This window comes from Bradyrhizobium sp. ISRA436 (assembly GCF_029910015.1).
GTDB lineage: Bacteria > Pseudomonadota > Alphaproteobacteria > Rhizobiales > Xanthobacteraceae > Bradyrhizobium.
The window spans coordinates 2,537,078-2,557,922 of sequence record NZ_CP094519.1; the positions used below are offsets into that span (position 1 = coordinate 2,537,078).

Sequence of the window (20,845 nt, forward strand, 5' to 3'; positions counted from 1 at the left end):
GAATACGCTTTCTATGATCGCACTGGTCCGTATCGCGCTGAGCCGGCCATATACGTTCGTCGTGCTCGCGGTCCTGCTGCTGATCATCGGACCGCTGGCGGCGCTGCGCACGCCGACCGACATCCTCCCTGATATCCGCATTCCCGTGATCGGCGTGGTCTGGCAGTACACTGGTCTGCCGCCGGACCAGATGTCCGGTCGTATCACGACACCGTTCCAGCGTGCGCTGACGACGACCGTCAACGACATCGAGCATATCGTCGCCAATTCCTATAACGGCGTCGGCATCATCAAGATCTTCTTCCAGCCCAACGTCGACATCCGCACGGCCAATGCGCAGGTCACCGCGATCTCGCAGACCCTGCTCAAGCAGATGCCGCCCGGTGCGACGCCGCCCTTGATCCTGAACTACAGCGCCTCGACGGTCCCGATCATCCAGGTCGCGCTGTCCGGTGAGGGCCTGACCGAGCAGAACCTCGCCGATATCGGCATCAACCAGTTGCGTACGCCGCTGGTCACGGTGCCCGGCGCGGCGATCCCGTATCCGTTCGGCGGCAAGCAGCGCCAGATCCAGATCGACCTCAATTCGACGGCGCTGCAGGCGCGCGGCCTGTCGGGGCAAGACGTCGCCAACGCACTCGCCGCCCAGAACCTGATCACGCCGGTCGGCACCCAGAAGATCGGCGAGTTCGAATACACCATCAACCTGAACAACTCGCCGCTCAAGCTCGAGGAGCTCGGCGACCTGCCGATCAAGACCGTCAACGGCGCGATGGTCTTCATCCGCGACGTCGCCACCGTGCGTGACGGCAACCCGCCGCAGACCAATATCGTGCACGTCAACGGCAACCGTTCGGTGCTGATGATGGTGCTGAAGGCCGGCGCGACCTCGACGCTCGATATCATCTCGGGCATCAAGCAGAAGGTGATCGAGGTCAAGGACCAGATGCCCGACGCGCTCAAGATCGGCTTCATCGGCGACCAGTCGTTGTTCGTCCGCGGCGCAATCGAGGGCGTCGCCTTCGAGGGCGTGATCGCCGCGTTGCTCACCAGCGTCATGATCCTGCTGTTCCTGGGCAGCTGGCGCTCCACGATCATCATCGCGGTGTCGATCCCGCTGTCGGTGCTCGGCGCCATCATCATGCTGTCGGCGATCGGCGAGACGCTGAACATCATGACGCTCGGCGGCCTGGCGCTTGCGGTCGGCATCCTCGTCGACGACGCCACGGTGACGATCGAGAACATCAATTACCATCTGGAGCAGGGCAAGCCGGTCCAGCAGTCGATCCTCGACGGCGCCAATCAGATCGTGACGCCGGCCTTCGTCTCGCTGCTCTGCATCTGCATCGTGTTCGTGCCGATGTTCTTCCTGACCGGCGTCGCGCGCTTCCTGTTCGTGCCGATGGCTGAAGCGGTGATGTTCGCGATGATCTGGTCGTTCATCCTGTCGCGCACGCTGGTGCCGACCATGGCGAACTACCTGTTGCAGGCGCATGTGCATCACGAAGGCGAACCGCCGACGTCGCGCAATCCTTTGGTCTGGTTCCAGCGTGGCTTCGAGGCGCGGTTCGAGCGCATCCGCGGCGGCTATCGTGGCCTGCTCGCAATGGCGCTCGGCCACCGCGCGGTGTTCGTCACCGGGTTTCTGGCGATCGTCGCCGCGTCCTTCCTTCTGGTGCCGTTCCTGGGACGCAACTTCTTCCCGTCGGTCGACGCCGGCAACATCCTGATGCATGTCCGCACCCAGGTCGGCACCCGCGTCGAGGAGACCGCCAATCAGCTCGCCGATATCCAGAAGGCGATCCGCAAGCTGGTCCCCGGCGAGATCGAGACCCTGACAGACAACATCGGCATGCCGATTTCCGGCATCAACATGACCTACAACAACACCGGCGTGATCGGTCCGCAGGACGGCGACATCCAGATCAAGCTGAAGGAAGGTCACAAGCCGACCGCGGAACACGTGCAGACGCTGCGCGAGCAGTTGCCGCGGCTGTTCCCGGGCACCAGCTTCGCATTCCTGCCGGCCGACATCGTCAGCCAGATCCTGAACTTCGGCGCGCCGGCACCGATCGACCTGCAGATCCGCGGTGCCAATCTCGAAGCCAACTTCGCCTATGCCAACAAGCTGCTTGCCAAGATCCGCCGCATCCCCGGCATTGCGGACGCGCGCATCCAGCAGTCGCCGAACAGCCCGACCTTCAACATCGATGTCGACCGCACCCGCGCGCAATATGTCGGCCTGACCGAGCGTGACGTCACCAACGCCCTCGTCGTCAACCTCGCCGGCTCGTCGCAGGTCGCGCCGACCTACTATCTCAATCGGGACAACGGCGTGTCCTATTCGATCGTGATGCAGACGCCGCAATACCAGATCGACTCGCTGAGCGCGCTGCAGACCTTGCCGATCACGGCGACGGGCAACACGCAGGCGCCGATCCTCGGCGGCATCGCCGACATCAAGCGCTCGACCTCGAGCGCGGTGGTGTCGCAATACGACATCCAGTCGCTGGTGCAGATCTACGCGACGACGCAGGGCCGCGACCTCGGCGGAGTCGCAACCGACGTGCGCAAGCTGATTGCCGATACCGCCAAGGAGGTGCCGAAGGGCTCGTCCGTGGTGCTGCTCGGCCAGGTGCAGACCATGAACAGCGCCTTCACCGGCCTGTTGTTCGGTCTGCTCGGCGCCGTGGTGCTTATCTACCTCTTGATCGTCGTGAACTTCCAGTCCTGGTCGGACCCGTTCGTGATCATCACGGCGCTGCCCGCCGCACTCGCCGGCATCGTGTGGATGCTGTTCACGACCCAGACGACGCTGTCGGTGCCGGCGCTGACCGGTGCCATCATGTGCATGGGCGTGGCGACCGCCAACAGCGTGCTGGTGATCAGCTTCGCCCGCGAACGCTACGAGGAGCTCGGCGATCCCGTTGCGGCGGCGCTGGAGGCCGGCTTCGTCCGGTTCCGCCCGGTGCTGATGACGGCGCTCGCCATGATCATCGGCATGACGCCGATGGCGCTGGGGCTGGGTGAGGGCGGCGAGCAGAACGCGCCCCTCGGCCGGGCCGTGATCGGCGGCCTGATCTTCGCGACGTTCGCGACCCTGATGTTTGTTCCCGTGGTATTCAGTATGGTACACAAGAAACAAGGCGCCAAAGCCGCCGCCCCGTCGGAGATCCCGCATGCCGCCCACTGAACAGCACCCGCCGGTCTCTCACCGGAAACTGGGCATATTCGGCGTGGTCGCACTGATCGGCGCGGGACTGATCGTCGGCACCGGTATCCGGGCCCGCGAGGAGAAGGACACGCGGCTGAAGCAATGGACCGACGACCAGGCCATTCCGACCGTTGCCGTGGCGCTGCCCAATGCCAAGGCCTTGAGCCCGACCATCGATCTGCCGGGACGGCTGGAGGCCTATTACCGTGCGCCGATCTTCGCGCGGGTTTCGGGATACCTCAAGAGCTGGAACGCGGACATCGGTGCGCGGGTCAAGGCCGGCCAGGTGATCGCCGAGATCGAGGCTCCCGACCTCGACCAGCAATTGCTGCAGGCGCGCGCCGACCTCGCCAGCGCACAGGCCAGCGCCAGGCTCTCGGAGGCCACGCTGAGCCGGCGCAAGACGCTGGTGGCGTCGAACTTCGTCTCCGCGCAGGAGATCGACGAGCGCACCGCCGACCTCTCCAACAAGAATGCCGCGGTCAAGGCCGGTCAGGCCAATGTCGAGCGGCTGGAAGCGCTCGCCGGCTACAAGAAGATCACGGCGCCGTTCGACGGCGTGGTCACGTCGCGCGATACCGACGTCGGCGCGCTGATCAACGCCGGCGGCGGCACCGGCCCTGCGATGTTCACGATCTCCGACATCAGCAAGCTGCGCGTCTACGTCAACGTGCCGCAGAACTACGTACCGGCGATCAAGCTCGGCGCCAAGGCCACGATCTCGCTGCCGGAATATCCGAACCGGACGTTCGAGGCGACGGTCGAGGCCTCGTCGCAGGCAGTCGACGTTGCCTCCGGCACGACGCGAATGCAGCTCGGGCTGGAAAATCCCAAGGGCGAACTGATGCCGGGCGGCTACGCCAGCGTGAAGCTCAACCTGCATCGCGATGCCACGCCGCTCAGCATCCCCGCCAGCGCGCTGATCTTCAACGCCAGCGGGCTGCGGGTCGCGACCGTGGGCCCGGACGACAAGGTGGTGTTCAAGACGGTGAAGATCGGGCGCGACCTCGGCAAGGAGATCGAGCTGGCCTCGGGCCTTGCGCCCGACGACCGCGTCATCACCGCTCCGCCGGATGGCCTCAACGACGGCGAGCAGGTGCGGGTGGTCGGCGTCGGTACCAAGGGCAAGCCGACGACGGCCTCCGAAAAGCAGGACGTGAAGGGGTAAGCAGAGGACGCGAGCTGCTTCCTCTTCGTCATGGCCGGGTCATAGGCGAGCGGAGGCGACGCCGTCCTTCGGACGGCTATGCCCGGCCATGACGCCGAAGGAATCTTAGGTCACTCGCCATTCCAGCATGCCGTCACCGGCGGTGACGATGTCACCTGTCGTGCCGACCGGCGTGCGGTCCATGTTCTGCAGATGCGCCAGCGTTGCCGTGTCGCTGGCCGGGATGCGGCCGAGCGTGCGCCGGTCGTCTTCGGTGCGCAGCATGGTGACGCCGTGCTCGACCTCGCCATTGCCGCGATAGATCACGGTGAACGCCTCCACCTTGCCCTTGCCGCGGGCTTCGGTCGTGAACTCCGGCACCTTGCGGCGATGGCGATCGGCCTCCGCCTGCACGCTGGTGTCTTGTTTGAGCGCTGCCTTCGGCGCCTGGCGCGACAGCACGAGGCCGTGATGCTTGGTGACGAAGCCGCCCTGGCCGTAGAGCAGGCCGAGCTTGCCGCCGCTGCGCAATTTGCGCACCATCGCGCAGGCCGCATGCGTCATATAGGTGTTGAGCGGCGCGCCGAAGAAGGTCAGCCCACCGGTCACGGTCGGCTGCACGTCACGGCCTAAGCCCAGCGTCCGGCGCGCCATCTTCGGCACGCAGGGGAAGCAGCTATAGAGCTCGATCGCGTCGAATGTCCTCCCGTCGCCCTCGACGAGGTCCATCACCGCCTTCAGCACCGCGGTCTGCGAATGGCTCTCCACGAACTGATCGCGGGTCAGATAGTCGCGCGGCTCTTCGGCGGAGGCGCCGCCGAGCGGGTAGATCAGTTTGTCCTCCGGCACGCCCGCGGCATGCGCTTTGGCCAGGCTGGTCAGGATCAGCGCGCCGCCCATATTCACGGTCGGGTTCGCCACCATCAGCTTGGTGTAGGGCCAGGCGATCATCCGGTTGTCCGGCGTCGGCGTCGTGACCTCGTCGCCGGTGAAGCGCTGCTTCAGCCAGGAGTTCGGGTTGTCGGCCGCGACCCGCGCATAGGTCGACCACAGCTCGCCCGATTCCTTCAGCGCCTCGCGCGGCGTTTGGCCCCAATGCGCCGACGTCGCTGACTCGTAGAGCGGGTAGACCGTGATCGGCCGAAAGACGCCGAGCGTCACCGCCATCGGCTTCTGGAACGCCGCGCCGCGCTTCGGCTCTTCGACGTCATGCGCGAACGGCGTCCAGGGCAGCTCGATGCTGGCGCGCTGAGCTTTGGTCGCGGTCGATTGCGCCTCCGCACCGCAGACCGCAGCGACGCTGCATTCGCCGCGCGCGATGCGCTGTGCCGCCTCGTGCAGATAGCGGATCGGGCTCTCGCCGCCGACGGGGCCGTAATAGAGATGGGTCGGATTGATGCCGAGACGCTGCGCCAGCTGCTTCTCGGGATCGCGGTAGCGCCAGCTCAGGAAGTTGACGATGTCGAGCGACTGGATGTCGCCGAGCAGCCTTGCGCCGCTGTCGGCCTCGGCGCGTTTCAGCGCCTCTTCCAGCAGCGTGAGCGGCTCGAGGCCGGCGGCGATGTCGTTCGGGCGATCGACGATCTCGCCGACGCCGACGATGACGGGAATGCGGTCTTCGGGAAGGTTGTTCGACATTCTTGTTGTTTCGCTCTCTGGATTTGATGACGCAGGTTGCGTCATTGCGAGGAGCTCGCGACAAAATTGCAGAGCAATTTTGCGCTGAAGCGACGAAGCAATCCATATCTCAGTTGAGGGATAGATGGATTGCTTCGCTTCGCTCGCAATGACGGTGGCGGGTTACGTTACTCCGCGACCAGCGCGTTCATATGCTCGACGGCTTCGATGAAATCCTCCTTGAACTCCTGCACCACGGCGCCGGCGGATTTCACGCTGTCGATCAGGCCGACGCCCTGGCCGACGAAGTAGCTGACGAGATCGCGCGCCTTTTCGTTGCCGGCGGCGGCCGCGCGGTCGATCGCGTTGAAGGCGTCGCGGCTGATGATGCTCTGCAGCGGCATCGGCAGCGCGCCGGGGCTATCAGGCGCGCGATCCCAGGCATCGGTCCACACCGAGCGGAGCTGGCGCGCCGGCTTGCCGGTGCGGCCTTTCGAGCGCACCGCGTCGCGCGAGGACGCCGCGATCATCTTCTCGCGGAAGATCTCCGATGTCTCCGATTCAACGGTCGCGAGCCACACCGAACCGGTCCAGGCGCCGGCCGCGCCCATCGCCATGCAAGCGGCCATCTGGCTTCCCGTCATGATGCCGCCGGCGGCGAGCACCGGCACGTCGCGGACCTTCTTGATCGCCTTGATCACCTCCGGCACCAGCACCATGGTCGAGACTTCGCCGCAATGGCCGCCGGCCTCGGTGCCCTGCGCGACCAGGATATCGACGCCGGCCGCGACCTGGCGCAGCGCATGCTCCTTGGAGCCGACCAGCGCTGCGACCGGAACGCCGTGCTTGCGACCCATCTCGATCATCGCCTTCGGCGGCACGCCGAGCGCATTTGCGATCAGCTTGATCGGATGACCGAAGGAGACCTCGAGCAGCTGCAGCGCGGTCTCGGCATCGAACGGCTGCGGCTGGTTGTCGGCGACGTTCCGGGTCGTCAGCTCGATGTCGTACTTCTTCAGGAGATTGCGGGTGAAGTCGCGGTGCTCCTGCGAGACACGCGCTTCCAGGCTCTTCCAGGTGACGTTCTTCTCGCCTGATGTCGAGATGTTCTCGGGGATCAGTACGTCGATGCCATAGGGCTTGCCGTCGACATGCGCGTCGATCCATTTCAGCTCCTGCTCCAGCGTCTCCGGCGTATGCGCAGTCGCGCCGAGCACGCCAAAGCCGCCGGCGCGGCTGACCGCCGCCACCACGTCGCGGCAATGGCTGAAGGCGAGCAGGGGGAATTCGATTCCCAGCATGTCGCAGATCGGTGATTTCATGGATGCGTTCTCTCCCCGGCGGCAGCTTCGACGGCTGCTTGTCCTGCTTCGGTGGCATCAGCCTCGGCGACGCTAGCCCTGATGGTCGGCGAAGCCAAGCGGCTTTCGTCGGCGGCGATCTTGCGTGCAGGCGCTACGGCAATGGCGCTGCGCGCAACGCATTCCGCAAGGCAAAATATGCGGATCGAAGGGGCGCGCATTGCCCTCTTGCGCTTTCGCGATCGAGAGAGAATTCTGTTCGGCAAAGCGAGAAGAATTCATCGGGGAGTTTGCTGGAATGTCCGCCCAATCGTCAGCCGCCAAGACAAGCGCAGCACATTACGACGTCGTCGTGGTCGGTGCCGGATTCGCCGGCATGTACATGCTGCACCGTCTGCGTGGCCTCGGCTTTTCCGCGCGTGTCTACGAGCAGGGCAGCGGCGTCGGCGGCACCTGGTACTGGAACCGCTATCCCGGAGCGCGCTGCGATGTCGAGAGCATGCAGTACTCCTATTCCTTTTCCGAAGAGCTGCAGCAGGAATGGAATTGGAGCGAGCGCTACGCGCCGCAGCCGGAGATCCTGCAATATGCCAACCATGTTGCCGATCGCTTCGACCTCAGGCGCGACATCCAGTTCGACACCCGCGTCGAGCGCGCCGAGTTCGACGAGCGCGACAATCTCTGGCAGGTGACGACATCGGACGGCAAGACGGTGACGGCGCGGTTCGTCGTGCTCGCGACCGGCTGCCTGTCGAATGCCCGCAAGCCCGACATCAAGGGGCTCGAGCGCTTCAAGGGCAAGGTCTATCACACCGGCCACTGGCCGCATCAGCCGGTGGATTTCACCGGCCTGCGCGTCGGCGTGATCGGCACCGGCTCGTCCGGCATCCAGTCGATCCCCGTGATCGCCGAGCAGGCCAGGCACGTCACGGTGTTTCAGCGCACGGCGCAGTTCTCGATCCCCGCGCGCAACGCCAAATTGACGAACGAGGAGCGCGCCTGGTTCCGCGCCAACTATCCGGAGATCAGGAGGTTCGCCCGCGAACAGGCCAAGAACGGCATCTACACCGAATTGCCCGATCGCGGCGCGCTCGACGACGGCGACAATGAGCGCCGCGCCAAATACGAGGCGCGCTGGCAGCGCGGCGGGCTCACCTTCATGACGGTCTACAACAACCTCGCGCTCGACAAGGCGGCGAACGACACCGCGGCCGACTTCGTGCGCGGCAAGATCGCCGAGATCGTCAAGGACCCCGCGACCGCGCAATTGCTGACGCCGTCGAGCTATCCGATCGGCACCAAGCGGATCTGCATCGACACCGATTATTTCGCGACCTTCAATCGGGCGAACGTGACGCTGGTCGATATCAAGACCAACCCGATCGAGGAGATCACCGAGACCGCGGTGCATTCGGGCGGCGAGGATTACGAGCTCGACGCGCTGGTGCTGGCGACCGGCTTCGACGCGATGACCGGCTCGGTGGCCAGGATCGATATCCGTGGCTGCGACAGGCTGACGCTGAACCAGAAATGGGCGGAGGGGCCGCGCACCTATCTCGGCCTGATGAGCGCAGGCTTCCCGAACCTGTTCGTCATCACCGGCCCCGGCAGTCCATCGGTGCTGTCGAACATGATCGTCTCGATCGAGCAGCACGTCGACTGGATCAGCGATTGCCTGAGCTACATGCGCGACAATCGCCTTGCGATGCTCGAGGCAGAGAAGGACGCCGAGGACAAATGGGTCGCTCATGTGAACGAGGTCGCCTTCGCGACGCTCTATCCGCAGGCGGATTCCTGGTACATGGGCGCCAACATTCCGGGCAAGCCGCGCATCTTCATGCCCTATATCGGCGGCGTCGGTCCCTACCGGCAGATCTGCAACGAGGTCGCGGCGAAGGGGTATGAAGGCTTCGTCATGACGGGGTTGGAGCAGAGGCAACGAGCAGCGGCATCATAGTTTCCGTCATTGCGAGGAGCGAAGCGACGAAGCAATCCATGCGTCAGCAAGCGGAGAGATGGATTGCTTCGCTTCGCCCGCAATGACCGGTGGGGCAACGCGAGATCCAGATTCGTCATGCCCGGCATGACGACGGGAAAGGGCGGTCGCTCGCCCAGCACCCTTGCCAACCACGGTTTCGAGGCTAGCTACAACTGACGCGCCTTTTGCGTCGGAGCCAATTGCATGACAAATACCCCTGCCTACGAGCCGCCGAGAGTCTGGACCTGGAACAAGGAGAGCGGCGGGCGCTTTGCCAGCATCAATCGGCCGATTGCCGGTCCCACGCATGAGAAGGAATTGCCGGTCGGACGTCATCCGCTGCAACTTTATTCCCTGGCGACGCCGAACGGTGTGAAGGTCACCGTGATGCTGGAGGAACTGCTGGCGGCCGGGCACAAGGGCGCCGAGTATGATGCCTGGCTGATCAAGATCGACGGCAACCAGTTCGGCAGCGGCTTTGTCGCGGTCAATCCGAACTCGAAGATCCCGGCACTGATGGACCGCAGTGGGCCGGAGCCAATCAGGGTGTTTGAGTCGGGCTCGATCCTGGTTTATCTCGCCGAGAAGTTCGGTGCGTTCCTGCCGACCGATGTCAAGACGCGGGCTGAGACATTTTCCTGGCTGTTCTGGCAGATGGGCGCTGCGCCCTATCTCGGCGGCGGCTTCGGTCACTTCTATGCTTACGCGCCGACCAAGATCGAATACGCCATCGACCGCTTCGCGATGGAGGTGAAGCGCCAGCTCGACGTGCTCGACCGCCGGCTCGCCGACAACGAATATCTCGCCGGCAATGTCTACACGATCGCCGATATGGCGGTGTGGCCCTGGTATGGCGGACTGGCCAAGGGACTGCTCTATGGTGCCGGCGAATTCCTCTCGGTGCATGAGTACAAGAACGTGCAACGCTGGGCCGATGCGATCGCGGCGCGGCCCGCGGTGAAGCGCGGCCGCATGGTCAACCGCACCTGGGGCGATCCCGCAAGCCAGCTCCACGAGCGCCATGAGGCCGGCGACTTTGACACGAAGACGCAGGACAAGATCGGCGAGGCGACGGCATCATAATCCTCGCTATGCTTCCGCCCCTCATCCTGAGGAGCCCACGAAGCGGGCGTCTCGAAGGATGTAGGCCACGGACTGGGCCTCATGGTTCGAGACGCGCGTCCGCGCTCCTCACCATGAGGGTTTGTGACGTCGCAAGACCATTGCTCAGCGTCACCCCAGCAGATCGTTGTACTCCGGATGCTTCTTCATGAAGCCCTGGATGAACTCGCATTTGACGACGAGCTTACGGCCATCCGCGCGCACCGCGTCGAGCGTGGCGCGGGCAAGCTTCGAGCCGATGCCGCGGCCGCCGAGTTCTGGCGGCACCTCGGTGTGAACCAGCGTGATGGTGTCAGGGGTCTTGCGGTAGACGACAAAGGCTGTCGCGCCGTCGACCGCAAGTTCGAACCGGCTCTGCGCTTCGTTGTCGCGGAATGCTTCGCTCATTGTCTCTTCCTTTATTTCTTCGCGCCTTCGGCCGTCGGAAACACCACGCGGTCATCGGTGCGGCAGTAGCGGTCGGCAAACATGCGCCCGATCGGATGGTAGCGCTCCATGTGTACGCGCATCGCCTCGCGATCCCACAGCTCGTCGCGGATGTAGAAGTTGATGCCTTCGCCCATGATGAGCTGCCGGTTGCCGTTGACGTCGATCAGCTTCCAGGTCCGGCACTCCATCGCCCACGGCGTGTCAGCGAGGCGCGGCACCGCGACCTTGCTCGAGGGCGCAAGCTTGAGCCCGAGATAGGCGGGCTCGCCGATCTCCGGCGGAAAGTCGCCGCTGGTCTCGTGCATCGCGCGTGCCAGCGGTTCGTCGGTGAGGTTGACCACGAACTCGGACGTGGCCTGGATGTTGGAGAGCGTGTCTTTTTCGCGGCCGTCGGGTCGGCGGTTCACCGCGAACATGCAGAGCGGCGGATCTTCGCAGAACACATTGAAGAAGGAGAACGGCGCCGCGTTGACGACGCCGTCCACTCCCATGCTCGTCACCCAGGCGATCGGCCGCGGCAGCACGAACGAGGTCAGCACCTTGTAGCGCTCGCGCTGGGTGAGATTCTCGGGGGTGTATTCCATGGGAACGCTTTCTCGCTTGCTTGCCTCGCCCCGCTTGCGGGGAGAGGCCGGAATTCAAGCGTAGCTTGAATTCCGGGTGAGGGGGCCGTCCGCAAATCCCGTCTCTCACCGTCTTCGTGGAGACTCCCCCTCATCCCGACCTTCTCCCCGCACGCGGGGAGAAGGGGAAGATAGGCGCTACGGCATGCTCAGCTCGTGGCGACCGACCACCATCCAGTGCACCTCGTCCGGACCGTCGGCGAAGCGGAGATGGCGGACGTCCTGGTACATTTCGGCGAGCGGCGTCCACTGTGAGATGCCGGTGGCGCCGTGCATCTGGATCGCCTGGTCGATCACCTTGCATGCGCGCTCGGGGATCATCGCCTTGACCATCGAGACCCAGACGCGCGCCTCCTTGTTGCCGAGCACGTCCATCGCCTTGGCCGCCTTCAACACCATCAGCCGCATTGCCTCGATCTCGCAGCGCGCCTGCGCGATGATCTGGGTGTTGCCGCCGAGATGGGCGATCTTCTTGCCGAAGGCTTCGCGGGTCAGGCCACGCTGCACCATCATGTCCAGCGCCTTCTCGGCCTTGCCGATGGTGCGCATGCAATGATGGATGCGGCCCGGGCCGAGGCGGACCTGCGAGATCTCGAAGCCGCGGCCCTCGCCGAGCAGCATGTTGGCCTTCGGCACCTTCACATTGTTGAAGCGCAGATGCATGTGGCCGCGCGGCGCGTGATCGTGGCCGAACACCTGCATCGGCCCCAGGATCTCGACGCCGGGCGTGTCCATCGGCACCAGGATTTGCGACTGCTGCTTGCTCGGCGGCGCGTCGGGATTGGTCTTCACCATCACGATCATGATCTTGCAGCGCGGATCGCCGGCGCCGGAGATGTAGTACTTCTCGCCGTTGATCACCCACTCGTCGCCGACGAGCTTTGCGGTGGTCGAGATGTTCTTGGCGTCGGAGGAGGCGACGTTCGGCTCGGTCATTGCATAGGCCGAGCGGATCTCGCCGTTGAGCAGCGGCTTCAGCCACTTCTCCTTCTGCTCCTTGGTGCCGACGCGCTCCAGCACCTCCATGTTGCCGGTGTCGGGCGCCGAGCAGTTCATGGTCTCGGAGGCCAGCGGGCTCTTGCCGAGCTCGGCGGCGATATAGGCGTAGTCGAGGTTCTTGAGGCCTTCGCCGGTTTCGGCATCGGGCAGGAAGAAGTTCCAGAGGCCGACCTCTTTCGCCTTGTCCTTGGCCTTCTGCAGCACCGCGAGCTGCTCGGGCGTGAAGCTCCAGCGATCGGTCTTCTTCTCGCCGAGGCGGTAGAACTCGACCGACATCGGCTCGACCACGTCGCGGATGAACTGCTTGACATGGTCGTAGAGCGGCCGGACCTGATCCGACATGCGCAGGTCGTTGAGCTCGTCGCCCGGGTTGAGCGTGTAGTTGGTCGTGCGGGGCACGTAGGCGTGTTTCATTGTCGTTTCTCCCTTCGACGTAGGCGCTTCGCGGCGGACAATAGACGTGGCCGATGCGAAGCGCGAGCACCGATTTTCGGAGACGATCCGTGCCGCATCACGGAATTTGGCGACGGCGTTTAAAACGTTGTTTGAACGCCGCCGCGCGCTGCGAAACTTTGGCCGAGCGGTGTCAGCCCAGCCGATGCATGGCGCAGAGCTTGTTGCCATCGAGATCGCGAAGGTAGGCCAGGTAAAGCTTGCCGACCGCGGCCTCGCGCACGCCCGGCGGATCCTCGCAGGACTTGCCGCCATTGGCGACGCCGGCCGCGTGCCAGGCCTCGACCTGTTCAGGCGAATTGCAGGCAAAGCCGATCGTGCCGCCATTGGCGTGCGTCGCCGGCTCGCCGTTGATCGGCTTGGAGACCGAGAAAACGCCGGTCTTGGTGATGTAGAAAATGCGGTGACCGTCGACCCTGGCTGGCCGGACATCGAGGGTGGCCAGCAGCGCATCATAGAACGCCTTGGCCTTGTCCAGATCGTTGGTGCCGACCATCACGTGTGAAAACATCTCAAGAATCCTCCTGTTGCTTGCAACAGCCGCAACGATGCGCAATGTCGGGAAGTGACCGTCCGGTGCGTGCTGCGGCCCGAACGCTAGCAGCAGTTTTCTCGCAACGGAAGCGGGCGCCGCGTCGCGCTGCATTCTGATGCAATGTCGTCCTCAATCGTCATTGCGGGGCGACGTGCCAGCGTCGAACTATGGTGCGCTCTTGCGCACCTGAGGGTCTCGCTTCGCGAGCCCGGAATGACGGAGGAGATGGAGGCTGGCCCTTGGCACTGAGTTGCCCGACGGCGCAAGACCCCGCAGCGAACTCGGTGTATGAATGGCGCGTCCCACCCGCTTGAGGGGCGCTTCGCGATCGTCACGAGTGCTGGGTTGGGATGCGGTGGACGCCGATTGCGCAACTGACGAGTGCGCATGCGGCGGACGGCGAAGTCGTGCAGGCCTGACGCCCTAGTTGTGGAGCCTCAAGAGGTTGTTCCCGGTTAATCCGAGCCTGCTGATCGGCGGCTTTGAGCCGATACTGCCATGAGGACGATGCCAGTTGTAGCGGTGAAGCCATCGTGGCAGCTCCGCGGCTCTTTCTGTTGAGGTGTTGTAGGCCTGCGCGTAGGCCCATTCTCGCAGGCTGGTCTGAATGAAGCGTTCGGCCTTGCCATTGGTTTTGGGCGTATAGGGCTTGGTGCGGATGTGCTTGAGGCCGAGGCGCTGACATGCCTTTCGGAAGGCGGCGGATTTGTAGCACGCGCCGTTGTCGGTCATGACGCGCTCGACCTTCACGCCCAGGCTCACGTAGTAGGCCACCGCCGCCTTGAGGAAGGCGACGGCACAGCCCTTTCGCGCGTTCTTCATGACCTGGCTGAAGGCGATCCGCGACGCATCGTCGATGCAAACATGGACGTATTCCCAACCTGGTCCTTGACGGCGAGAACGCAGGTTGCTCGCCCCACGTCGATCGCCGGTGATCCGATGGCCGATCCGATTGAACTTGCCGAGCTTTTTGATGTCGATGTGGATCAGCTCACCAGGATGCTGGCGCTCATAGCGCCGGATCGGCTCAGCCGGCTCCAGCGCAGCCAGCCGGTTCAAACCGAGCCGGCGCAGGATCCGGCTGACGGTTGCTGCTGAGACCCCGACCTCGCGCGCGATCTGCTTGCCGGTGTGGCGCTGCCGGCGGAACGTCTCGACAGCGGCGCATGTGGCGGCCGGGGTTTGGCTTGGCAAGGAATGCGGCCGTGAGGACCGATCCTGCAAACCATCGACGCCTTCTGCGCGGAAGCGCTTGACCCATTTGGCGACTGTCTTCGCCGTAACATTGAATTGGCGCGCGGCGGCGGCCTTCGTCAGGCCGCTCTCGATCACGCTCCGCGCCATCGCCGCTCGACCTTTTGGCGTCAAAGGCGCATTCTTGTGGATGTTCATCTGGTCTCTCCGGGGAACCCTGAAGCGTCGCAGCCTCAGCTTCCTCGGTTCAGACCAGATGGACAACCTCCTGAAAGCTCACAACTAGTGGCAGGTGTCTCTTCGCAAGATGCGATGCGTCTTGCTGATGACGGTGACAAAAAAGCCCAGTCTCGCCGGGGAGAGCACGTATAAGCTGTAAGGCCATCGCGCAGGGAAAGCCGGAGTGTTTTCCGGTTTCACCTGTGGTCCGACCCCTGTGCTTTTTTTGTTGCACAGGGCCCATGGGTGCGATCGGCACCCGGCTTTCCCCGCGCCCTCTGCTCAATGCGGAGGAGCAAGTCAACGCAAGACTCGGACGCACCGGCGCCGCGAGAATGCGGACGTGCATCCTCATCGATATTTGACAATCGAAACAGAAGCGAATTCCGTCATGCTGAGGAGGCCGCGCAGCGGCTGTCTCGAAGCACAACGGCCACCAGCGGGGCCGTGCATCCTTCGAGACGCGCTACGCGCTCCTCAGGATGATGGATTTACTATCCCGGCGCGGGACAGCCGAGACGGCGATCAGAACGCCGTATATCCGCCGTCGATCACGAAGCAGTCGGCCGTATGATAGGACGAGGCCCTGCTCATGATGTAGACGGCGATGCCGCCGAAATCGCTCGGCTCGCCGAAGCGGCGCACCGGGATGCGAGGCATCACGTTGGCGACGAACTTGTCGTTGGCCATGATGCCCGCGGTCATGTCGCTCTTGATCCAGCCGGGCAGGATGGCATTGGCGGTGACGCCGTAGCGCGCGAGCTCGACGCCGAGCGCGCGGCACAGCGCGTTCAGCGCCGCCTTGGTGCCGGCATAGTGCTCGTTGCGCGCGGTGCCGAACAGCGAGGCGAGGCTCGAGGTCGCGACCAGGCGGCCGAACTTGTCGCCGGCCTCGGCGCGCGCGGTCATGTGGCGCGCCGCGGCCTGGAAGACATGGAAGACGCCGTCGAGATTGGTCGCGAACATCCTGCGCCATTCCTCTTCGGTGCGGTCGATGAAGGCGCGCCGTCCGCCGCCGCCGATGCCGGCATTGGCGAAGCAGCCGTCGACGCGGCCGAACCTGTCGAGCGTCGCCTTCATCGCCGCCTTGACGGAAGCGGGATCGCTGACGTCGCAGATCTGCGTTGCGACCTTGCCGGGACCGGCCGCCATCGACGCGGCCGCGCTCGCGTTCTTGTCCGCGTTGCGGCCCCAGATCGAGACGTTGCAGCCGGCGGCGTTCAGGGCCTGCGCGATGCCGAGGCCGATGCCGCCATTGCCGCCGGTGATGACCGCGACGCGGCCGGTGAGATCGAAGATGCCACTCATTGGGGTTTCCATTTGGTTGGGCGCGCGCTAATCACGCGTTCGAGGATGGGCTTGCGGCCACCATGGACAAGCCCGACGCAAAAATCAAATATGGGTCGAGACATCACGTTCGACCTACCGCACTACCAATGCGGGACAACAGATAGAGGAAACAATGCAGTTCAAGCACGTCACGCTCGACTTCGACGGATCGGTCGCGATCCTCAAGCTCGACCATCAGGAGGTCATGAACGCGGTGTCGATCGACATGCTGGGCGGCCTTGGCGAGGCGCTCGATGCGATCGACGACAAGCGCGATGAGGTGCGCTGTCTGGTGATCACGGGCGCGGGCAGGGCGTTCTGCACCGGCGCCAATCTGCAGGGCCGCAATACGCAGCAAAAGCCCGGCCGCAGCAATGCCGGCGCGGCGCTGGAGACTGCGTTCCATCCGTTCCTGCGCCGGTTGCGTAAGCTGCACTGCCCGATCGTCACGGCGGTGAACGGCCCCGCGGCTGGCGCCGGGATGAGCTTCGCGCTGATGGGCGACATGATCTTGTGCGCGCGCTCGTCCTATTTCCTGCAGGCGTTCCGCCGCATCGGTCTGGTACCGGACTGCGGCTCGACCTGGCTGCTGCCGCGGCTGATCGGCAAGGCGCGTTCGGTCGAGCTGTCGCTGCTAGGCGAGCGGCTGTCGGCCGAGAAGGCGCTGGAATGGGGCCTCGTCAACCGCGTCTATGACGACGGCGCGCTGATGGAGGAAGCGATGAAGCTGGCCCATGAGCTCGCCAACGGTCCGACGATTGCGCTGTCGCTGATCAGGAAGCTCTATTGGGATAGCCCGGAGAATTCGTTCGAGGAGCAGCTCAACCTTGAATTCGAGTCGCAGCGGATCGCCGGCAGGGCGGAGGATTTCAAGGAAGGCGTCACCGCATTCCTCGAGAAGCGGCCGGCGAAGTTTCGGGGCAAATGATCGAGGCCGACCTCGGGCGCTGCGTCGCGTCGTTCTTTCCAGGCGCGACCGGCGTCGCTGGTGCCGCAAAGCTCTCCGGCGGCGCCAGCCAGGAGACTTGGAGCTTCGACATCGTCCATCCCAGCGGCAATGTCGGCGCGATCCTGCGCCGCGCACCGCCGGGCTACGGCGCCTCGCCCTCGCGCGCGGCGGGGCTCGAGGCCGAGGCCACGCTGATGCAGCTCGCGCATGACGCGGGCCTGCCGTCGCCGAAGGTGATGCACGTCCTGACGCCGGAGGACGGCCTCGGCCGCGGCTTCATCATGGCGCGTGTCGAGGGCGAGACCATCGCGCGCAAGATTTTGCGCGACGAGGAATTTGCGAGCGCCCGGCCGATCCTGGCGCGCCAGCTCGGCCGGGTCATCGCCGGCATTCATGGCCTGCCGCAAGCCGGGCTGCCGAAGCTGCGCAGCATGACCGCGACCAGGGAGATCGAGGATCTCGAACGCGAATATCGCAGCTTCAATTGGCCGCGGCCGGTGTTCGAGCTGGCGCTGCGCTGGCTGCGCGATCACGATCCCGGCCCGTCGTCCGAGGTGACGCTGGTCCATGGCGATTTCCGCCACGGCAATCTGATCATCGGCCCCGACGGGGTGCGCGCGGTGCTCGACTGGGAGCTCGCGCATTTCGGCGATCCGATGGAGGACTTGGGATGGATCTGCGTCAACTCCTGGCGCTTCGGCGAGATCGACAAGCCGGTCGGCGGCTTCGGTTCGCGCGAGGACCTGTTCGCAGGCTACGAGGAGGCCGGCCGCAAGGCGGACCCGGAACGGGTGATGTTCTGGGAAGTGATGGGCACGCTGCGCTGGGGTGTGATGTGCTGCGGCATGATGCAGCGCTTCCGCACCGGCCCCGACCATTCGATGGAGCGCGCGATGATCGGACGGCGTGCGTCCGAAACCGAGATCGATTTGTTGCGGCTACTTGCTCCGCGAGGCAATTGACATGCAGGACGAACCGACACCCACGGAACTGATCAAGGCCGTCGCCGACTTTCTGCGCAGCGAGATCACGCCTGTCATCAAGGGTCACAATGCCTTCAAGCTGCGCGTCGGCATCAATGCGCTCGACCTGGTGACGCGGCAGCTCGCGCTTGCCGAAGCAAGCGATACGGCCGAGGCCGCGCGGCTGAAGCAGTTGCTCGACGCCGACGGCTCGCTGATGGAACTGAACCGGGAGCTATCGGACAAGATCGCGCGCGGCGAGGTCGATCTGAAGACGCCGGGGCTGTCAGAGCATCTCTGGCAGACCACGATGGACAAGCTCGCCGTCGATCAGCCGAACTACGCGTCGTACAAGAGGGAGTTGGGAAATAAGGGGTAGCAACGCTTTCGCCGTCATTCGGGGGCGATGCGAAGCATCGAACCCGGAATCTCGAGATTCCGGGTCTGGTGCTTGCGCACCATCCCGGAATGACAATACGGCTCGCTCACCGCCCCAGCCACTTCGGCGGGCGCTTCTCCGAAAACGCCTTCGGGCCCTCGATGTAGTCTTGCGAGGCCACCATTGCCTTCACCGCCGGATAGTCGCGCTGCTCGGTGATCGCCTGCTCCAGCGAGACTTCGAGGCCGCGCTGGATCGTCTGCTTGGAGGCGCGGATCGACATCGGCGAGTTCTTGGCAATTGTCTCCGCCCAACGCTCGGCGGCAGCCAGCGCTTCGCCCTGCGGCACCACCTCGTTGACGAAGCCGAGCTCAAGGCCCTCCTTGGCGCTGACATGGCGCGCAGTAAGGATCATGCCCATCGCGCGCTTCAGCCCGATCTGCCGCGGCAGCCGGTGTAGGCCGCCGGCCAGCGCCGCAAGCCCGACGCGTGGCTCGGGCAAGGCGAAGGTTGCATTCTCAGAGGCGATGATCAGGTCGCAGGCGAGCGCGATCTCGAAGCCGCCGCCCATCGCGACGCCGTTGACGGCGGCGATGATCGGCTTGTCGCAGTCGAAGCGGGTGGTCAGCCCGGCGAAGCCGCCCTTGTCCCAGCCGCGCTTTCCGCCCGCGGCCTGCCATTTCAAATCGTTGCCGGCGCAGAACGCCTTGTCGCCGGCGCCGGTGACGATCGCGACCCATTGATCGGGGTCGGCGGAGAAGTCGTCGAACACCTTGTTGAGCTCGAAATGCGCGTCGATATGCAGCGCGTTGTAAACCTCGGGGCGCGACAGCGTCACGATGGTGATGGGGCCCTTGCGCGTCACCTTGGAGAATTTGAGGTCCATGTTTGCTCCCGTCGATTTTCTGCGGCGAAGAATATGGTTGGCATCCTAGCGCGTGCGCGCCGTTCCGTGTCATCCAATTGCGCAACGCGACCGCGCATGCAAGCGTCATCCGCGTGCTTGACTTGGACGTGGGCTTCTCACCTTAATCGATCCGAACGCGCGGGCGCGATAGCGTCTAAACACAAACTCAAAAACAACGATATTTCCGGGAGAGACTGCCTTGGATTTCAATCTGCCGGCTGACCTGACAGCCTATCTCGGCGAGCTCGATCGCTTCATCGAACGCGAGATCAAGCCGCTTGAAGAGGCCGACGACAACATCCGCTTCTTCGACCATCGCCGCGAATGGGCTCGCACCGATTTCGACAATGGCGGCCTGCCGCGCCACGAATGGGAAGCGTTGCTGCGGAAGGCCAAGGATCGCGCCGATACCGCCGGCCACCTGCGCTTTGCGATCTCGAAGCGCTATGGCGGCAAGGACGGCTCCAACCTCTGGATGGCCGTGATCCGCGAGCATTTCGCCTCGAAGGGGCTCGGCCTGCACAACGACCTGCAGAACGAGCATTCGATCGTTGGCAATTTCCCCGTCGTGACGATGCTCGACCGTTACGGAACCGACGAGCAGAAGGCGATGATCGATGGTTCGATCACCGGCAAGTACCGCATCACCTTCGGGCTCACCGAGCCCGATCACGGTTCCGATGCCACGCATATGGAAACCAGGGCGGTGCCGGCGACCCGCGACAATGTGAAGGGCTGGATCATCAACGGCGAGAAGATGTGGACGACGGGCATGCATGTCGCCACACACTGCGCGCTGTTTGCCCGCACGTCCGGCAATGACGGCGATGCCCGCGGCATCACCTGCTTCCTGGTGCCGGCGAAATCGCCGGGCGTGAAGGTCGAGCAGTATATGTGGACCTTCAACATGCCGACCGATCATCCGCGCGTCAGCTTTACCGATGTGTTCGTGCCTGAGGATGCCCAGTTCGGTGAAGTCGGCCGCGGCCTGTCGCTTGCGCAATGCTTTGTCCACGAGAACCGCATTCGCCAGGCGGCAAGCTCACTGGGGGCTGCGGTCTACTGCATCAACGAGAGCGTCAAATATGCGCGGGAGCGCAAGCCGTTCGGCAAGGCGCTGGCCGAGAACCAGGCGATCCAGTGGCCGCTGGTTGAGCTTGCAACCCAGGCCGAGATGCTGCGGCTGTTGATCCGCAAGACCGCCTGGGAGATGGACCAGCTCACCCAGGCGCAGGTCGAGCACACCCTGTCGGACAAGGTCTCGATGTGCAACTATTGGGCAAACCGGCTGTGCTGCGATGCCGCCGATCGCGCGATGCAGGTGCATGGCGGCATGGGCTATTCGCGCCACAAGCCGTTCGAGCACATCTATCGCCACCACCGCCGCTATCGCATCACCGAGGGCAGCGAGGAGATCCAGAAGCGCAAGGTGGCGGGTTTCCTGTTCGGCTACATGGGAGCCGGCAAGCACTGAGCCATCCAATGGAG

At 64.4% G+C, this 20,845-nt stretch carries 17 protein-coding genes; 8 read left to right on the top strand and 9 right to left on the bottom strand.

Translation table 11 applies throughout. The features are described 5' to 3' along the window. Positions 1–13 precede the first annotated feature (13 nt). Both MTX23_RS11880 and MTX23_RS11885 read left to right on the top strand, forming a co-directional pair. Complete coding sequence (locus MTX23_RS11880; protein ID WP_280976819.1) at positions 14–3,193, top strand: efflux RND transporter permease subunit; 3,180 nt, start codon at positions 14–16, stop codon at positions 3,191–3,193. After that, positions 3,180–4,382, top strand: coding sequence for an efflux RND transporter periplasmic adaptor subunit (locus tag MTX23_RS11885; RefSeq protein ID WP_280976820.1), 1,203 nt, complete (start codon positions 3,180–3,182; stop codon positions 4,380–4,382). The genes MTX23_RS11880 and MTX23_RS11885 overlap by 14 nt, the downstream gene beginning before the upstream one ends. A 105-nt stretch (positions 4,383–4,487) precedes the next feature. Here MTX23_RS11885 and MTX23_RS11890 read toward each other — a convergent pair whose 3' ends face one another. Both MTX23_RS11890 and MTX23_RS11895 read right to left on the bottom strand, forming a co-directional pair. Then, complete coding sequence (locus tag MTX23_RS11890) at positions 4,488–5,999, bottom strand: acetyl-CoA acetyltransferase (protein WP_280976821.1); 1,512 nt, start codon at positions 5,997–5,999, stop codon at positions 4,488–4,490. 167 nt (positions 6,000–6,166) lie between these two features. Then, positions 6,167–7,300: a nitronate monooxygenase gene (locus MTX23_RS11895; RefSeq protein ID WP_280976822.1), complete on the bottom strand. Its 1,134-nt coding sequence runs from the start codon at positions 7,298–7,300 to the stop codon at positions 6,167–6,169. Between the two features lie 277 nt (positions 7,301–7,577). Between MTX23_RS11895 and MTX23_RS11900 the strand changes: the two genes are divergently transcribed. Next, a complete protein-coding gene (locus MTX23_RS11900; protein WP_280976823.1) occupies positions 7,578–9,236 on the top strand; it encodes an NAD(P)/FAD-dependent oxidoreductase in 1,659 nt (552 codons plus the stop codon). 225 nt (positions 9,237–9,461) lie between these two features. Further along, positions 9,462–10,340, top strand: coding sequence for a glutathione-dependent disulfide-bond oxidoreductase (gene yghU / locus MTX23_RS11905; protein WP_280976824.1), 879 nt, complete (start codon positions 9,462–9,464; stop codon positions 10,338–10,340). A gap of 150 nt (positions 10,341–10,490) precedes the next feature. Here yghU and MTX23_RS11910 read toward each other — a convergent pair whose 3' ends face one another. The 6 genes from MTX23_RS11910 to MTX23_RS11935 form a co-directional block, all read right to left on the bottom strand. Continuing rightward, entirely contained in the window at positions 10,491–10,766 is a 276-nt protein-coding gene (locus tag MTX23_RS11910; protein ID WP_280976825.1) for a GNAT family N-acetyltransferase, read from the bottom strand. Between the two features lie 11 nt (positions 10,767–10,777). Further along, entirely contained in the window at positions 10,778–11,392 is a 615-nt protein-coding gene (locus MTX23_RS11915; RefSeq protein ID WP_280976826.1) for a flavin reductase family protein, read from the bottom strand. 177 nt (positions 11,393–11,569) lie between these two features. Further along, complete coding sequence (locus tag MTX23_RS11920) at positions 11,570–12,844, bottom strand: acyl-CoA dehydrogenase family protein (protein WP_280976827.1); 1,275 nt, start codon at positions 12,842–12,844, stop codon at positions 11,570–11,572. 172 nt (positions 12,845–13,016) lie between these two features. Next, the gene (locus MTX23_RS11925) at positions 13,017–13,394 is read right to left on the bottom strand and encodes a VOC family protein (RefSeq protein WP_280976828.1); all 378 of its coding nucleotides are present in this window, start codon (positions 13,392–13,394) and stop codon (positions 13,017–13,019) included. A 447-nt stretch (positions 13,395–13,841) separates the two neighbouring features. Further along, complete coding sequence (locus MTX23_RS11930; protein ID WP_280972290.1) at positions 13,842–14,810, bottom strand: IS481 family transposase; 969 nt, start codon at positions 14,808–14,810, stop codon at positions 13,842–13,844. A gap of 546 nt (positions 14,811–15,356) precedes the next feature. Further along, positions 15,357–16,139: an SDR family oxidoreductase gene (locus MTX23_RS11935; protein WP_280976830.1), complete on the bottom strand. Its 783-nt coding sequence runs from the start codon at positions 16,137–16,139 to the stop codon at positions 15,357–15,359. A gap of 154 nt (positions 16,140–16,293) precedes the next feature. On the opposite strand from MTX23_RS11935, the gene MTX23_RS11940 reads away from it, so the two are divergent. The 3 genes from MTX23_RS11940 to MTX23_RS11950 are packed head-to-tail and all read left to right on the top strand — an operon-like array spanning position 16,294 to position 18,450. Then, a complete protein-coding gene (locus MTX23_RS11940; RefSeq protein WP_280976831.1) occupies positions 16,294–17,088 on the top strand; it encodes an enoyl-CoA hydratase/isomerase in 795 nt (264 codons plus the stop codon). After that, positions 17,085–18,071: a phosphotransferase family protein gene (locus MTX23_RS11945; protein ID WP_280976832.1), complete on the top strand. Its 987-nt coding sequence runs from the start codon at positions 17,085–17,087 to the stop codon at positions 18,069–18,071. Before MTX23_RS11940 ends, MTX23_RS11945 begins: the two co-directional genes overlap by 4 nt. A 1-nt stretch (position 18,072) precedes the next feature. After that, a complete protein-coding gene (locus MTX23_RS11950) occupies positions 18,073–18,450 on the top strand; it encodes a DUF6285 domain-containing protein (protein ID WP_280976833.1) in 378 nt (125 codons plus the stop codon). 106 nt (positions 18,451–18,556) lie between these two features. Here MTX23_RS11950 and MTX23_RS11955 read toward each other — a convergent pair whose 3' ends face one another. Beyond that, positions 18,557–19,336 (bottom strand): enoyl-CoA hydratase-related protein, encoded by a 780-nt coding sequence (locus MTX23_RS11955; RefSeq protein WP_280976834.1) that lies wholly within the window; start codon positions 19,334–19,336, stop codon positions 18,557–18,559. A gap of 220 nt (positions 19,337–19,556) precedes the next feature. On the opposite strand from MTX23_RS11955, the gene MTX23_RS11960 reads away from it, so the two are divergent. Beyond that, complete coding sequence (locus tag MTX23_RS11960) at positions 19,557–20,831, top strand: acyl-CoA dehydrogenase family protein (protein ID WP_280976836.1); 1,275 nt, start codon at positions 19,557–19,559, stop codon at positions 20,829–20,831. The last annotated feature ends 14 nt before the right edge of the window (positions 20,832–20,845 follow it).